This window comes from Psychromonas arctica (assembly GCF_036697365.1).
GTDB lineage: Bacteria > Pseudomonadota > Gammaproteobacteria > Enterobacterales > Psychromonadaceae > Psychromonas > Psychromonas arctica_A.
Window position 1 is genome coordinate 259,362 of record NZ_JBAHZA010000001.1, and the last position, 16,344, is coordinate 275,705.

Genomic DNA, 16,344 nt, shown 5'->3' on the forward strand with positions numbered 1-16,344 from the left:
AACCCCAATACTATTAATTAATCACGCTTTAAGCGCAGTATTAAAGCATAATCAGGAAGTTAACGGAAATGAAATGCATTGATATAGAAGACACAAAGCCTATTATTAATAGGCTTTGTGTGTATTTAATAAATAACTGTATAAATTCTGTTACACAACGAGGTAGTTAAGTAGCCAACGGGTAAATAACAGACATAAAATTATCTTCTAGCTTTACTAGTTAGATTAATGTCGTTTATCCATGGATACTTTGGACCAGGCAGGATCAGGCTTCCAAGTTTTAGTCCAAGGTAGCATATCCTCCGCAGGCATTGGTCTCGCTATGCCATAGCCTTGAGCATAACAACAACCTAAACGTAATAATGCAACGCCGTGTGCTAATGTCTCAACACCTTCCGCTATCACATCTCGTTGAAATGCTTTAGAAAGCCCCAGAACGCCTTCTACAATGGATAAGTCATCGGGATCATCAAGCATCCCTAAAATAAAGCTTTGATCTATTTTAATTAAATTAACCGGTAAACGCTTTAAATAGGTTAATGAACAGTAACCTGTTCCGAAATCGTCTAATGCAAATCCAACCCCTAGCTCTGTGCAAGATTGCATAATGTTAGCTACGTTTTCAATATCTTGTAACTCGCTTGTCTCCAGGACTTCTAATTGCAGTAAATGTGGTGGAACATCACTGTGCATTTGTAATAGTTCACCTAATCTTTTAGCAAAGGTTTTTTGTTGCAGTTGTTGCACATCTATATTTACACTAACTTCAATATCTACACCTTGCTGACGCCACATAGCAATTTGAGATAGCGCGCTTTCTATAACCCATTCTCCTAAGTCAATATTCAGTTGATGTCGATCGATAATCGGTAAAAATGTGATAGGTGGTAATAAGCCTCGTTCAGGGTGTTGCCAGCGAATTAAAGCTTCAGCTCCTAATAATTCACCTGTTTTCATATTAACCTTAGGTTGGTAGTGCATGACAAATTCATTGTTTTGTAATGCATCACTGATACGTATTAACTGTTCATGTTGGCTTTTAAGTGCAATATCTTGTTCCATATCAAAGAGGTAATAACGATTTTTACCTTCTTGTTTTGCACTATACATAGCTTGATCAGCATGCCGTAATAACTGATCTGCACTCACTCCATCATGAGGATATATAGTCACCCCCATACTAGCAGACACTTTGAGTAACGTATTATCAATTGCTACGGGTTGATCGAGTGCAGCTAACATTCCCTCTAATAAAGGCTCACAGTCCTCTGCTTTTTCTAAATTCGCAAATACAGCAACAAATTCATCTCCACCAAAACGCGCTAACGTATCACCGCTGCGCATGCTTCCTTGGATTAACGAGGCAGCTTCAACAAGTAGTTGGTCACCAGTGCTATGACCGTAGGAATCATTAACCACTTTAAAACCATCTAAATCTAGAAAAACAACCGCTAAAGACTTACCGTTCATGTCACAATGAATCATTGCTTGTCTTAAGCGATCCGCTAACAAACTACGATTAGGTAAGCCAGTTAATACATCATAATGGGCAATATGCTCTAGCTGCTTTTGTTGATTTTTAAGGTCAGTAATATCAGTATATAAAGCGATATAATTTTTAACGTTACTATTACGATCATAAACTGTGCTGATAGTTAATAATTGTGGAATGACTGAACCATTTTTATGCTTATTCCAAATTTCGCCTGACCAATAGCCTTTACTAGTAATACTGTCGCGCATAGCTTGGTAAAATTCACGGTCATGCATACCAGATTTAAGGATGTTATTACGCTTACCAATTGCTTCTGCTTCACTGTAGCCACTTAGGTTTGTAAAAGCTTCATTAATATCGATGATATTATTTTTATCGTCTGAAATAACAATCGCTTCTTTTGCATGTGTAAATACACCAGCAGCTAATTTCAACTTATCTTCATCAACCCTTCTATCGGTAATATCAATACCGATAGCATAAATGAGTTGATCATCCATAGAAGCTGTTGATGACCATGCAATTACTCGTTTTTCACCATTTTTTGTACAATAACGATTCTCGAAACTATAAACCTCACCGCCATTACCGATACGTTGAATCTCTGACATAGTTTTTACCCGGTCGTCAGGGTGAATTTTATCGAGAATGCAAGTACCTGTTAGCTCTTCTGCTGAAAAGCCTAAAAGCTCAGCCCAACCATTATTTACCTTAATAACATAGCCTTCAAAGTCTAATATGACATGTAAATTCATTGGTAACTTAAAAAATCTATCTAACGTATCTTGGTTACGTTTATCTTCCGTAATATCTTTAATTAAGGTGGCTACTCCAGTGATATTATTTTGGTTATCCAAAATTAAAGTATTATGCCAATTACAATAGATCACATCTCCATTTTTAGTGATATTGGCACCTCTAAAAAATGTCCCTCCTAGGTGCTTAAATAACAAACTATAGTGGCTAGTAAATTCATCTTTAAGTTCAGGAGCAACGATTAAATCCATAATATTACGGCCTAAAGCTTCATCACCCGAGTAACCAAATATTACCTCTGCAGCCCTATTCCACTCAGTACAAATAAAATCTGTATTCCAACCAATGGCAGCGAGGGGTGTATTTTGCAGATGACGAGATAATTTATCTTCGCTTTGCTGTAAGAAGTGTTGGCTATGTTTTAACGCTTGTTCAGTATCTAAACGTGTTTTAGCCATTCTGCTAAAATGTTTTTGTAAGTCGACTAACTCCATTGCACCACCTAAGGAGCTAACATCTTTATTGTGACCAAGTGCTAATTGCTGTGTTGAAGTTTTCAGAGCTTTAAGTGGTTTTAAGATACTTTTATTAATGGCTACAATTGCTAATACAACACAAAGTACAATGAAAAATAAAATAGTAGAGATGACTTTTAATAACCGAGTATCAATATCATGTAATGCTTCTTCAAATGGAATGCCGATAACCATATTAACCGGCAACTCATCTTCAGTATTTATTAACTCTTTACTAACAAATATCCTCAAATCTCCATCATTATCTTCAATCATTTTAGTGTGAGTATTAAATGTAGATTGCCAAAAATGTTGAACGTCACTAATGTGCAGCCCTAATTGTGCTTTGTTCTCCGGATAGATTGCAATAATATTACTTTGATGATCGGTAATATAAGCTACTGCATTTTTTGGTAGATTTGCATGTTCTAATTGTAAGCTCCACCATTCTAAAGATACTGCAGCAACAGCAACTCCAGTAATATTGTTTTCTTGATTTACGATAGGATAGGCAAAATTAATACTGGTTGTATTGGCAACACGATCCACTTGAAACTTACCAACTGTAAACTTTCTATTCATTATTGCTTGTTGAATATAACGACGATCGGCAACATTAACTGTACTGGCTAAGGGCAAAGCAGTGCACGTTAGATCTCCATTAATATCAGGCGCGCCAAGATTTACATAATAATCGGTTAAATGATGTAAATTAGCTAAAAAGCTACTACATTGGGGAGAGTTAGGCATTTGCAATACGGAATACTTTGATAGGCGTTTCAAAAAGCTTTCGGTTTTATCTAATATTTTTATTTGCTCAGCAGTAATATTATCTGCAACGGCTACAGCACTCAATCTTGCAGTTTCGATGGCAGTGTTACGTTCAGAAGCCGCTTGAAAAAAAATGGCAATAACACCAGGCACCGTCACTAGAAAAACTAAAAATAATAATCGAGACTTCAATGTCTGGAAATATTCCATACTTTATCTAAACCCTTTATTTTAATACTAATTAATACCAATCACACCTTATGCTAAGCAATTTTTCCTACGTAAGATTTAGATCACTTACTCAATATAGTTGATATAACTTGCTATAAAAGACACGTAAAATCCTAATGAAACTAAATGTCAGGAAATAGCTATATTTAAATTGTTGATGTTTTAAGAAAAATGGCTGACGTATCAGTAGTCGACTATTTCACTCTAATTAGGTAAGTATGATGTAATTTTAATAAAAAACACCATTAATTATATATTTAAATCATTTTTATTTAACAATATCGAACAAGGGTCAAATTAAGTGATTGGAATCAATAGTGCTGTTAAGGAATAAACTGAATAAAAATATCTGAGTATTAAAAAGTAGTTAAATTAACGAGCAGTAAACCAAAACTTTTTTAATGGCGGGCTAATATTTTGATTAATTAATCGATTATTTAATCAAAACTTCATTTAAATTTACTCGCCTTCCGTACTAAGTAGTATGAATAGTGTTCTTGTCATAATTATTAAAATATTCAGGTAATCAGAATAGGTTTTTTAAATAATGGTATTGATAAATTAAAGGCAAAAAAAAAGCTTCGCAAATGCGAAGCTTTTTCTTAAAATTGGTGCCCGGAGCCAGACTTGAACTGGCACGCCTATTAAGCGACGGATTTTAAATCCGTTGTGTCTACCGATTTCACCACCCGGGCGATTGCTTTAAAGTGTTCTTAAGCAAGTGAGGCGTATTATAGAGAAGTTAAGGCTAAGCACAACCCCTAAACTACAATAAAAATAAAATAATTAACTGACTGCTTAGATTTTCAACGTATTGATATTAAAAGAACAATTATTGTTTTAAATTTACACTGCCAGTCTACTCATATCAACTTGAAAGCAAGTTGTTAGTTTGAAATTATTAATTTAATTTTAAATAAGTAATAAAACTGTCATGTTTTTTCTTCATATTATCGCCCTCATAACTGTAATGTAATGGAAAACAACATGAAATATAATATTATTAGTTCTATTATCCTTTGCTCTACCATCATGACTCCAGCCCTTGTTGTAGCTAAACAAAATACACCTTCTATAAAACTCGTAGAAGCAGGACGTTACCAATCAAACATCTTTGACCAAAGCGCAGCTGAAATAGTCACCTTTGATAAAAACACCCAGCAAACATTTGTTGTTAATGCACAATCAGGCCAAATTGATGTTATCAATAGTAAAAATATTGATAACCCTACCCTAACCAAGCATTTAAATATAAAAGCAGATATTAAACAACACCTTGGAGCTGATGCTGGAGCTGCGAATAGTGTAGATGTACACAATGGACTTTTGGCAGTGGCTATCGAAGCAAAAAATAAAACAGATATTGGTTGGGTGGCTTTTTACAATACTCATGATTTAAGTTTTATTTCTGCCAATGCATTAGGTTCACTACCTGATATGGTCACTTTTACGCCCAATGGTAAACAAGTTGTAGTAGCACTTGAAGGTGAGCCTAGTAATAACAACTACGCAGTTGATCCTGAGGGCGAAGTTGCAATTATAGATATCGATTGGAATAATAAAATCTTAACTACGGACAGCAAAATTCTTAATTTTAAAGCATTTAACAAAGATGGCTCTCGTCATTCATCTGTTCCTCAAGGTCTATTACTTAACGGTTACCATGCCAGTATTTCAAAAGATGTTGAACCTGAATACATTGCAGTTAATGAAGATAGTACAAAAGCTTATGTGGCATTACAGGAAAACAATGCTATTGCTATTATTGACCTCACAACCAAACGTATTGATCAAATCATTGCTTTAGGACTAAAAGATCATTTACTTGATGGTAATGAGCTAGATGGAAATGATAAAGATAAAAAAGCATTATTAAGCAAACAACCATTATTGGGTATGTATCAACCTGACTCTATCGCAACGACTCGGATCAATGGAGTAGACTACCTTATTACAGCAAATGAAGGCGACGATCGCAGTGATTGGATAAGTGGTTTATCTCAAGCTGAATGTGAACAAGGCAATTTTTATTATCACTTAGAAGATCAACAATGTGCCGATGATATTAAGTTAAAAGACGCTTTTTCTAGTAAAATTTATGATCCAAACCTATCCACTGCACAATTAAATTTAGCTCATTTTGCAAAAGGTGGTTCACTCTCAGGTACTGTTAATCGTATTAAATTCTCGCATTCTATGACTGCAAAGTATGGCGATTTAGATGGAGATAAAAAAATAGATCGACTGTTAACCTTTGGTGGCAGATCTTTCTCTATCTGGGATATGAATACTAAAACAATGGTCTTTGATTCTGGTAGTGATTTTGAGCGTATTACCGCAGAAAAATACGGCAAAAACTTTAATCAAAGTCACAGTAAATTAAAAGCTGAAGATCGTAGTGCTAAGAAAGGTCCTGAGCCTGAAGCATTAACCGTTGCGACTATTAATAACAAAACCTATGCGTTCATAGGTTTAGAAAGAATGGGTGGCATTATGGTATATGATATCAGTCAGCCTAAAGACGCTAAATTCATACAGTACTTAAATACAAGAAATATGTCAGTAGACCCTAAAGCAAATAAAAAACATAAAAATGCACAGGGAGTTGCAACTTATCAAATAGACGCGGGTGACTTAGGACCAGAGGGATTTAAATTCGTTGCAGCAAAAGCAAGCCCAACTGGAAGCCCTATCTTAATTGTCGGTAACGAGGTAAGCGGCACAACGCGCTTTTATCGTATTGAAACTGAGTAGTCTGAGTTTAACGGGTAATTAATATTATCACATACAAAAATGGCTTATACCGATTACGTTAATAAGCCATTTTATGATAATACTTCGTTCTAAAAATATATTTAAATATGATGTAGTCTATTGATTTAGTGAGGCTTATCTCAACAAAAGTATTGTGCTACTGGTTTAATTTAACGTATGATAATGACTAGAGGCAGAACCATTTATTCCTCTTGTTTAGTCATATAGTGGGGCTATAGCTCAGCTGGGAGAGCGCGACGCTGGCAGCGTTGAGGTCTGCGGTTCGATCCCGCATAGCTCCACCACTTTTATGGCTCTTTTGCTGAAGCCATTTCTACCGGCACTTTTATCACAGGTTTACCTTTACGATGTTGTCGTATTAACCCCTCTTGCACACTAGAAGCGACTAACTTACCTTGTCGTGTAAAGAACTGCCCTTTCACTAAACCACGTCCATCAGAAGCAACTGAACTTTCCACGGAATATAATAACCATTCATCTAAACGGAAGTCATGGTGAAACCACATAGAATGATCAATGGTAACCACTTGCATTGTTTCATCCAAAAATGATACACCGTGTGGCTGTAAAGCAGTAGGCAAGAAGTTAAAGTCTGACGCATAAGCAAGCAAATAACGATGCACACGTAAATCATCAGGCATACGCCCGTTAGCCTTAAACCATACTAAACGTTTAGGAGGTTCAACATCAGGTTCAACAGGGTTCACTAAGGTAACAGGCCGCATCTCTATCGGCTTTTCAGCGACTAATTTATCGCGAATAAAAGCAGGCAGCATATCCGAATGCAGTAGTGCCATCTCCTGCTCTGAAATAAGATCTTCAGGTGCCGGAGCTTCGGGCATTTCATCTTGATGTTCAAAACCTTTTTCAGTGGCTTTAAAGGAAGCTGTCATGTAAAAAATAGGCTTACCATTTTGTACCGCTTTAATACGTCTTGCTGATAATGACTTACCATCTCGAATTCTTTCTACGTCATAGACAATGGCTTGGTCGGTTTTACCAGGACGTAAAAAATAAGAGTGAAAAGAATGTACCTGTTGATCAGTTTTTACCGTTTCTTTTGCAGCAGAAATAGCCTGCCCCATGACTTGACCGCCAAATACAGCCCCATACCCTAAGTCTTGGCTTTGCCCACGATATAAGTTTTCTTCTAGTTTTTCTAAACTTAACTGACCTAATAGATCGTTTAATACCTTACCCATATTTTACTCCCAAAAAAGGGCGTGTAATACGCCCTAATTTAATACTAAAAAGGTTAGTTCATCCTACAAAGACATTAACAATTCACGAACTTTGGCAAAATCAACTGGGAACTCTTTTGATAACAACGGTAGATCTGCACGTGATGCCAACTCTTCAGGAATAAAGATATCACGGCCTAAAATTTCTTCTACGCTCTCTTTAAATTTAGCAGGATGAGCAGTACATAAGAATAAACCAGTTTCACCTTCTTGAAGCTGCGCAGTTAATTCATGGAATGCAATCGCACCATGTGGCTCACACTCATAACCAAGTTTATCCATTTCAATCAATGTTTTCTTAGTCTCATCATCAGAAAGCTTGCCGTAACCAAGCTCAGCTAAAGACCAACCTTTCACTTTGAATAACTCTTCAATACGTGGCCAGTTATTTGGCGCACTTACGTCCATTGCATTAGACAATGTTGCAACCGTCTTCTTCGGTGCCCATGTGCCCTCTTTCAAGTAACGTGGCACGGTATCGTTTTCATTTGTCGCAGCAATAAAACGTTTAATTGGTAAACCTAACGCTTTCGCTAGTAAACCAGCAGTTAAGTCACCAAAGTTACCACTTGGTACAGACACCACTAAGTTTTCGCGTTGTTTTGCATCTAATTGAGCAAAAGCTTCAAAGTAATAACAAATTTGCGCTAATAAACGGCTAATATTAATTGAGTTAGCAGAGTTTAAGCCAACGGCTTGTTTTAACTCTTGATCATCAAACGCTTGTTTAACCATCGCCTGACAATCATCAAAATCACCTTCAATAGCAACCGTAGAAATGTTACCGCCTAATGTGCAAAACAGTTTTTCCTGTAATGGACTGATTTTTCCTTTTGGATAAAGGATAACTACATTGATATTTTCCATGCCATAGAATGCATGTGCAACAGCAGCACCTGTATCACCAGAAGTTGCCGTTAAAATGGTGATTTTTCCGTCGTCTTTGAATGACGCTAAACACTGCGCCATAAAACGACCACCAAAGTCTTTAAACGCAAGCGTTGGACCATGGAATAATTCTAGTGCATTAATATTATCAGTTACTTTTTTTACTGGTGCAGGAAAAGTAAATGCGTTTGCAACAATACTGTGTACAGTTTCTTTGCTTAGCTCATCACCAATTAAGTGTGATAACACTTCAGTTGAACGATCCACCAGATTCATTTTTAATAATGCATCGATATTTTCTAGTGGAGCAATAGTATCAGGAAAGAATAAGCCTTGGCCGCGTCCTAATCCTTGTTTAACAGCTTGTTGAAAGCTGACTTGTTCACTATTGTCTTTGATGTTGTATAAATTCATAACTCTTTTCCTAAGACGCGCGCACCTTGTTCATCAAGATGGCAAATATGACAAAAACCATCTTCATTTTGAAGGAAGTTTTCTGTTAACCAATTCTTTAATAATTCAGCCTGTGGTAGATCAGTCATCACTGCAAATACCGTTGGGCCTGAACCTGAAATACCCATTGCTAGTGCACCGCTTTGTTTAGCAAATACACGCGCATCTTCAAAGCCTGGAATCAATTGTGAACGATAAGGTTCAGCAATAACATCATTAAGCATCGTTGCTGCTAGCGCAGGCTGATTACTATGACAAGCATGAACAAATGCACCTAAACGGCGACCGTAAGTGAGCGCATCCGACAAGCGATATTGTGATGGTAAAATATCACGAGCAGCAGATGTTGAAATAGTAATACCAGGGTAAGCGACAACCCAATACCATTCTTTAAATGAAGGAATTGTTTGGCTGATTTCGCCACCTTCATTAATCATTAACTGCATGCCACCTAAATAACATGGTGCAACATTATCATAATGTACACTACCGCTAATTTTACCTTCCATATCGCCCATTAAACCAAGCATAGTATGCTCATCTAACAGATAATCATGCCATGCATTTAAGGCTTCTAATGCCGCAACAATAGAACTTGAGCTAGATCCTAAACCACTGCCAACAGGCAAGTTTTTTTCTAGCGTTAGCGACACAGGTAAAATCTCTTTATTTATTTTTGTTAATGCTGTTTGATAAGCCAAATAACAATCATAAACAATATTACTTTTGTAGTCTTCTGGTAACTTGTGTGAATATGGTCCTACGCATTGTAGCGAGAAACCATAATCACCTTTAGTAATTTTAACACGATCACCTAATGGCGAACCGTCAATAGGAGTCAATGCCCCACCTAATACGTCAAATCCTACACTCACATTCGCTGTTGAAGCGGGAGCGTAAACAACAATAGACATTTTAAAACCCCTGTTCCTGTTAAGAGTTGATATTAAAACTCTTGTTTCCAGTTTAATGTTCTTAGTACATCAGCAAACACACCAGCAGCAGTTACTTCAGTTCCTGCACCATAACCACGTAATACCAACGGAATTGGCTGGTAGTATTGGCTATAAAAGGCCAATGCATTTTCACCATCTTTTACTTTATTCAATGGATCATTTTCATCAACGGCCATAATACTACATTTACATTTGCCATCTTCAATACTACCTATGTAACGCAGTACTTTACCCTCTTCATTGGCTTTGTCTTGTAACTCTTTAAAGTAAGCATCAGCCTCAGGTAAACGCGCCATGAACTCATCAGTTGTACCAGTATCGTCAAAGCCTGGTGGTAATGCTTGTTCAACTTCAACGTCATCTAAGCTTAATTCCATACCTGCTTCACGTGCTAATATAAGCAGTTTACGTGCTACATCCGTGCCGCTTAAGTCATCACGAGGATCAGGTTCAGTGAACCCAATATTACGTGCTTCGGTCGTTACATCAGAGAATGATTGTCCTTCATCTAACTTGCCAAAGATGAAAGATAAAGAGCCAGAGAGAATACCATTAAATTTAACTAAGCTGTCACCTGCATTAAACAAGTTTTGCATGTTTTCAATAACCGGAAGACCTGCCCCTACGTTAGTATCGTATAAGAATTTACGACGCTTCATTAAAGCAGTTAAACGTAACTGATTATAATAATCCATGCTGCTTGTATTCGCTTTTTTGTTGGCTGTTACCACGTGGAAACCTGCGCCTAAAAAGTCAACATAACGTGCTGCAATCGCATCATTACTTGTACAATCAACAATCACTGGATTAATAATATGTGAACCATCTACCAATGCTTTCATTGATACTAATGATAATTCTGAAGTTGCATCTTTTAACTGATCACGCCAATTTGTTAAATCAACACCTTTAACATCTAATAGCATGGCACGACTGTTAGCTACACCACAAACACGAATCGCAATATTACGCTCAGCCAAGTAACTTTGTTGGCGGTGAATTTGATCGACTAACGCGCCGCCTACTCCACCACAACCGATAACAAATAAATCAATAAATTGCGCTTTACTAAAGAAACTATGGTGACAAGCGGTTACTGCTTCGTTAGTTTTCTTCTCAGAAACTACCGCTGAGATTGAACGTTCAGAAGAGCCTTGAGCTATCGCAGTAACGTTAATAGAAGCATCTGTTAATGCCATTAGGAAGCGTGCTGCCACCCCTTTTTCTTTTTTCATGCCATCGCCAACTAACGAGATAATCGCCTGTTTATCGATAACGTCTATTTCTTCTAATAAGTTATTTTCAAATTCTAATTTGAATTCTTCCGTTAATGCATCAATCGCTTGTTGTGTATCATTTGAGTAAATACAAAAGCTTAAACTGTATTCTGAAGATGACTGTGTAATCAAAATGATTGACACACCGGCACGCGAAACTGTCGTAAAGATACGACCAGCCATACCGACGATGCCTTTCATTCCAGGTCCAGAGATGCTCAGCATGCTCAAACCTTTTAAATCTGAAATACCTTTAACACGTAAGTTTTGCTCACTTTTTTGTGAGCTAATCAAAGTACCTTCAGCCTGTGGGTTGTGCGTATTTTTAATTAAACAAGGGATACTATGTTGTGCGATTGGCGCAATGGTTTTTGGATGCAAGACTTTTGCACCAAAGTAAGATAATTCCATCGCTTCAGCGTAACTTAATGAACTTAATAAACGAGCATCCTTCACTAAACGTGGATCACAACTGTAAACACCATCAACATCGGTCCAAATTTCACAACACTCTGCACGTAAACAAGCCGCTAAAACTGCTGCAGAGTAATCAGAACCGTTACGCCCAAGGACTAACGTTTCACCTTCAGCGTTACCCGCAGTGAAACCTGGCATTAAATAAATGGCATTAGCAACAATTGGCTCTTTGGCAAATAAAGCTTGTGATGCTTTGATATCAATCTGCGCTTCTAAATAACCACCTTTAAAAGAGATGAGTTTTTGTTGCGGAATAATTGTTTCTACATCTTGACCTTTTGCAATAAGCAATTGCTTCATACAAGCAATACTTAATACTTCGCCTTTACTCAGAATACGCGCTTCAATACTCGCAGGACACTGGCCTAATAAGCGCACACCTTCTAATAATGTTGTTAATTCAGCGATTTCTGTTTCGAAGGTATTACGTAATAATTCATCAGCTAATTCTGCGTAAGTTGACTTCAAGCCTTGAATAAGATCTGAGAATATTTTTTGAATCGCAACTAAATGCTCATCAGCAGATAATCCTTGGCTGGTTTTTTCTACTACTGCAACTAAGTTATTGGTCACGCCTGATGGCGCTGATAAAACTAATGCAATCTGAGATTGTTGATGATTATTAATGACAATATCAGCAACCTGATTGAAACGTTGTGCATTTGCTAATGAAGTCCCGCCAAATTTAAGTACGCGCATCGTACCCCCCTGCTTTAATACGAAAAAACCCGCCATCAATAGCGGGTTTTATAAAGATTGAATTTACTGTTTTACAAATAACCAAAAGCACTGCAATCGAAATGCAGCGCTACTTTGTTTAAACTGAAAAATTGAAGCTAAATCCATGTGTTTTTGTTATTTTCGTTAAGTCTGTTATCCCTCGATTATATCAAAGCTTATTGCTGACTGAAACAAACAACGGAAATAGGTTGCAATTAATTCGCATAACAAATAACAAAATGTTAGCTAAACGCACAAATCTGTTGATAAATATCAATTAGATAAGCTAAAAACCTAGTTTAGCGACATAATAAGTTGTTATCTATATGTTAAGTAATTACACTTTAGGTACTAGAAACACTGTTTTTTAAAACCGCATTCGTATTCAAGCCTTACATCGTTTAAAAAACATTTCGTCACATACACGACATTAACGGTTTCACTCCACTTAACTTAACGTTAGGTAGAGAAAGTATTATTAATTTTATAGGAGTCAATTCATGTCTAGCGCTAAAATTTTAGTTGTTGAAGATGAGTTAGTAACACGAAGTACATTAAAAAGTGTTTTTGAAGCTGAAGGTTACCAGGTCTTTGAAGCCAATGATGGTGAAGAGATGCATCAGGTATTAGACAATAACGATATTCACCTTATTATCATGGATATTAACTTACCAGGCAAAAATGGTCTGTTGTTAGCACGAGAAATTCGTGAGCATAAAAATATCGCATTAATATTTTTAACGGGTCGTGATAATGAAGTCGATAAAATATTAGGCTTAGAAATTGGTGCTGATGATTATATTACTAAACCGTTTAATCCACGTGAATTAACTATTCGTGCTCGTAATTTATTAACACGTACCATGCAAGATAAACTGTATTTTGAGCAGGTTAGACAGAAAGTAGAATCATATAAATTCAGTGGTTGGACATTAGAAATAGACAGTCGCTCATTGATTAGCCCAAATGGACAAGTGTTTAAATTACCACGCAGTGAATTCAGAGCAATTCTACATTTCATTGAAAATCCAGGAAAAATTCAAACTCGTGCAGATTTATTAATGAAAATGACAGGTCGCGAACTGAAAACACATGACCGTACAGTTGATGTAACAATTCGTCGTATTCGTAAACACTTTGAAAGTGTGCCAGAGTCAGCAGAGATCATCTCAACAATCCATGGTGAAGGTTATCGTTTTTGTGGTGAACTAGAAAACTAACCGACGTTTGACACTTCACTTTATACTAAAAAGGCTAACAAATTTGTTAGCCTTTTTAGTATCTGCCCTATGTACTTATACCGATCACATTAATAATTTAACCATTTGCTACGATCCATTTTTTCAAATCAGCAATATCTTTCAAATATAAGTTTTTAATCATATCGTGCCAATCATCAATATTATCCCACCATGCAGGTAAATCAGGTGATTGCATTTTTTGCGCTAAATTTTGTATGCGTAGCAAACCTATTGACGCTGCAGCTCCTTTAATCTTATGGGACTTATCGACGATTCCCTGCTGGTTTTTGGCCACCATATGACTTTCCAATACAGCAAGATATTCAGGCATTAACCCCTCAAACAAGCTAACATTATCTAACATCACCGATGTAGGTAAGAACTCCATGAGTTCTTTCAGCATGATTTCATTGAATAGGGTAACCTGTACTTTACCTACCTCAGTTTCTTGATGCGTACTTTGAGTCAAAGAAATAGCTCTACCATCGCTAAAGTGACGCTCTAACATGGCATTTAATAAAGATAAGCTTAATGGTTTACCAATTGCATCATCTAAGCCTTTTTCAACAAATTGCTGAGTATTGGAAAATACATTAGCAGTTAAAGCGACTATAGGCGGTAAATTTTGTTTAGTATCACGTAAGCGGCGTGTTACCTCATAACCATCCATATCAGGTAGCTGAATATCCATAAGTATTAATTGATAATCATATTGAATAGCTTTATCAATCGCCTCCTGGCCATTCATTGCTACATCAACTTGATGCCCTTGTTTCTCTAATAATGCGCGTGCCACTAAGATATTTAATTCAATATCCTCAACCAATAAAATAGATAATGTTGGTGCACTGAAATGAGACTTAACTTGTTTAGGTGAACATGCACTCGGTAGTGCAAGAGTAAATGTACTTCCTTTACCAAGCTCGCTGGTTACTGTTAAACGACCACGCATGGCCTCTACAATTTGACTAGATACGGCTAAACCAATGCCTGTTCCTGTAGCATGACGCTCACCTTTTACTTGATAATACATAGCAAATATTTTATCTAGCTTATCTTCAGGAATACCCACACCTGTATCTTCAACTTCAAAGCATAGCCATTTTTTATTGCCGTCTATCTTATGACTACAACGAATAGTCACTTCACCATGGTCGGTAAACTTCACCGCATTAGTAATCAAATTCCATAACACTTGGCGTAAACGAGTGCCATCTGAATATAAACAGTTAGGTAGATCTGGAGATTGCTCAAATACTAATTTAAGTTTTTTCTGCTCTGTTTGAATGTAGGCCAAGCTTTGCAAATCATTCATAAAATCATCAACGATAATGCAATCATTCGCTAAATTTAAACGCCTTCTATCCAGTTTATCCAGATCAACAATATCGTTAAAAATATTACCCAAGGTAATGGCACTCATATGAATAGTTTTAAGATATTGTATTTGTTCTTGATTAAAGTTTTCATCTAACAACATACGACTCAAACCAACTATGCCGTTAAGCGGTGTGCGTAACTCATGACTGATAGTCGAAATAAAAGTAGTTTTATCTCGGCTTGCTTTTTCAAGAAACTCTTGATGTTTCTTACGATCAGTGATGTCTCGGCCAAAACCGATTAATCCGATACACTCATGGCGACTATTGAACAAAGGTAGCGCGCGAATTTCAAAATATGATAAATGGCCATTAGGACATTGTAACCAAGTCGCGTGAATTTCCTCTTGATGAGTTTCAATAACTCTATGATGACGTTCAGTAACCGCTTCGGCATACTCTGGAGGGAAGATATCACTTGGCGATAGCCCTACTAATTGATCTTCGGTTTTCCCGAGTAACTTGCCCATCGCTTTATTACAACTTACAAAACGTTCGTCTACATCGCAATGGAAAATAAGGTCTGGAGAAGTATCAAATAATGAGCGTAAAAGACTCGTGCCCTCTATGAGTTGTAATTGAGTTTTTTGATGCTCTAGAATTTCATTTTCTAGTAACGTCGTTTTAGCTTTGTCATCCCTAGAAATATTTTCTAGTTTTTGCACTGTGGATGCTAAACGATGCCTGGCATTATCCAAATCCCCTACTACAACACTTAAAAAATAAACTGCCCAAGGCGTAATAATTAAACCAAGCACAAAGGAACGAAATATATCAGCAAGATCTAACTCTTCAGAGAAAACATGAGTAATGATCACTTGTAAACAAGCATCTGCTGAAATAATGGCAAAAGCTAATAATAAGCTAAATTTGATTGGGCCGAGTCGTTTTAATAACGCCACGTAATAATGCACCCAGGTTTTAAGATTAAGTAGACTCACGCATCCTCACTCTGTTTATCAACAAAATAGTTATTTGGTTATTGTACCGACTTTATTTGCCGTTAACCTTCTTCAAATCAAAACTGTTGTTAAATTCAGTAAAATCAATCACTTTTTTGTTAAGCATTATCTATTGATTTACAAGTATTGGTATAAATTATCAATCAGTTTGAAAAAACCTTTGTATTTCATGGTTTTTAATTGTTGAGAACCCGTTTATAATGCGCG

General features: G+C 36.6%; 8 protein-coding genes and 2 tRNA genes. 3 read left to right on the plus strand and 7 right to left on the minus strand.

Features of this window, described 5'->3' with window-relative positions; genetic code table 11:
- Nucleotides 1-225: 225 nt before the first annotated feature.
- Nucleotides 226-3,747 (minus strand): EAL domain-containing protein, encoded by a 3,522-nt coding sequence (locus tag V5290_RS01140; RefSeq protein WP_333380877.1) that lies wholly within the window; start codon nucleotides 3,745-3,747, stop codon nucleotides 226-228.
- 630 nt (nucleotides 3,748-4,377) lie between these two features.
- Nucleotides 4,378-4,463 (minus strand) — tRNA-Leu (locus tag V5290_RS01145).
- 292 nt (nucleotides 4,464-4,755) lie between these two features.
- Here V5290_RS01145 and V5290_RS01150 point away from each other — a divergent pair.
- Nucleotides 4,756-6,522 (plus strand): choice-of-anchor I family protein, encoded by a 1,767-nt coding sequence (locus tag V5290_RS01150; protein WP_333380879.1) that lies wholly within the window; start codon nucleotides 4,756-4,758, stop codon nucleotides 6,520-6,522.
- Nucleotides 6,523-6,751: 229 nt separating this feature from the next.
- Nucleotides 6,752-6,827: transfer RNA gene (locus V5290_RS01155), tRNA-Ala, on the plus strand.
- Between the two features lie 3 nt (nucleotides 6,828-6,830).
- On the opposite strand, the gene tesB is transcribed toward V5290_RS01155, so the two are convergent.
- The 4 genes from tesB to thrA all read right to left on the minus strand — a co-directional run bounded on the left by tesB (nucleotide 6,831) and on the right by thrA (nucleotide 12,534).
- Nucleotides 6,831-7,745, minus strand: a complete 915-nt coding sequence (tesB, locus tag V5290_RS01160) for an acyl-CoA thioesterase II (protein WP_333380881.1) — start codon at nucleotides 7,743-7,745, stop codon at nucleotides 6,831-6,833.
- Between the two features lie 63 nt (nucleotides 7,746-7,808).
- The gene (gene thrC, locus V5290_RS01165; RefSeq protein ID WP_333380883.1) at nucleotides 7,809-9,086 is read right to left on the minus strand and encodes a threonine synthase; all 1,278 of its coding nucleotides are present in this window, start codon (nucleotides 9,084-9,086) and stop codon (nucleotides 7,809-7,811) included.
- Nucleotides 9,083-10,039: a homoserine kinase gene (gene thrB / locus V5290_RS01170; RefSeq protein ID WP_333380885.1), complete on the minus strand. Its 957-nt coding sequence runs from the start codon at nucleotides 10,037-10,039 to the stop codon at nucleotides 9,083-9,085. Before thrB ends, thrC begins: the two co-directional genes overlap by 4 nt.
- Before the next feature lie 32 nt (nucleotides 10,040-10,071).
- Nucleotides 10,072-12,534 (minus strand): bifunctional aspartate kinase/homoserine dehydrogenase I, encoded by a 2,463-nt coding sequence (gene thrA / locus V5290_RS01175; protein ID WP_333380887.1) that lies wholly within the window; start codon nucleotides 12,532-12,534, stop codon nucleotides 10,072-10,074.
- Nucleotides 12,535-13,055: 521 nt separating this feature from the next.
- Between thrA and arcA the strand changes: the two genes are divergently transcribed.
- Nucleotides 13,056-13,775, plus strand: a complete 720-nt coding sequence (arcA, locus tag V5290_RS01180) for a two-component system response regulator ArcA (protein ID WP_333380889.1) — start codon at nucleotides 13,056-13,058, stop codon at nucleotides 13,773-13,775.
- 97 nt (nucleotides 13,776-13,872) lie between these two features.
- Here arcA and arcB read toward each other — a convergent pair whose 3' ends face one another.
- Nucleotides 13,873-16,116, minus strand: a complete 2,244-nt coding sequence (gene arcB, locus V5290_RS01185) for an aerobic respiration two-component sensor histidine kinase ArcB (RefSeq protein WP_333380891.1) — start codon at nucleotides 16,114-16,116, stop codon at nucleotides 13,873-13,875.
- Between the last annotated feature and the right edge of the window lie 228 nt (nucleotides 16,117-16,344).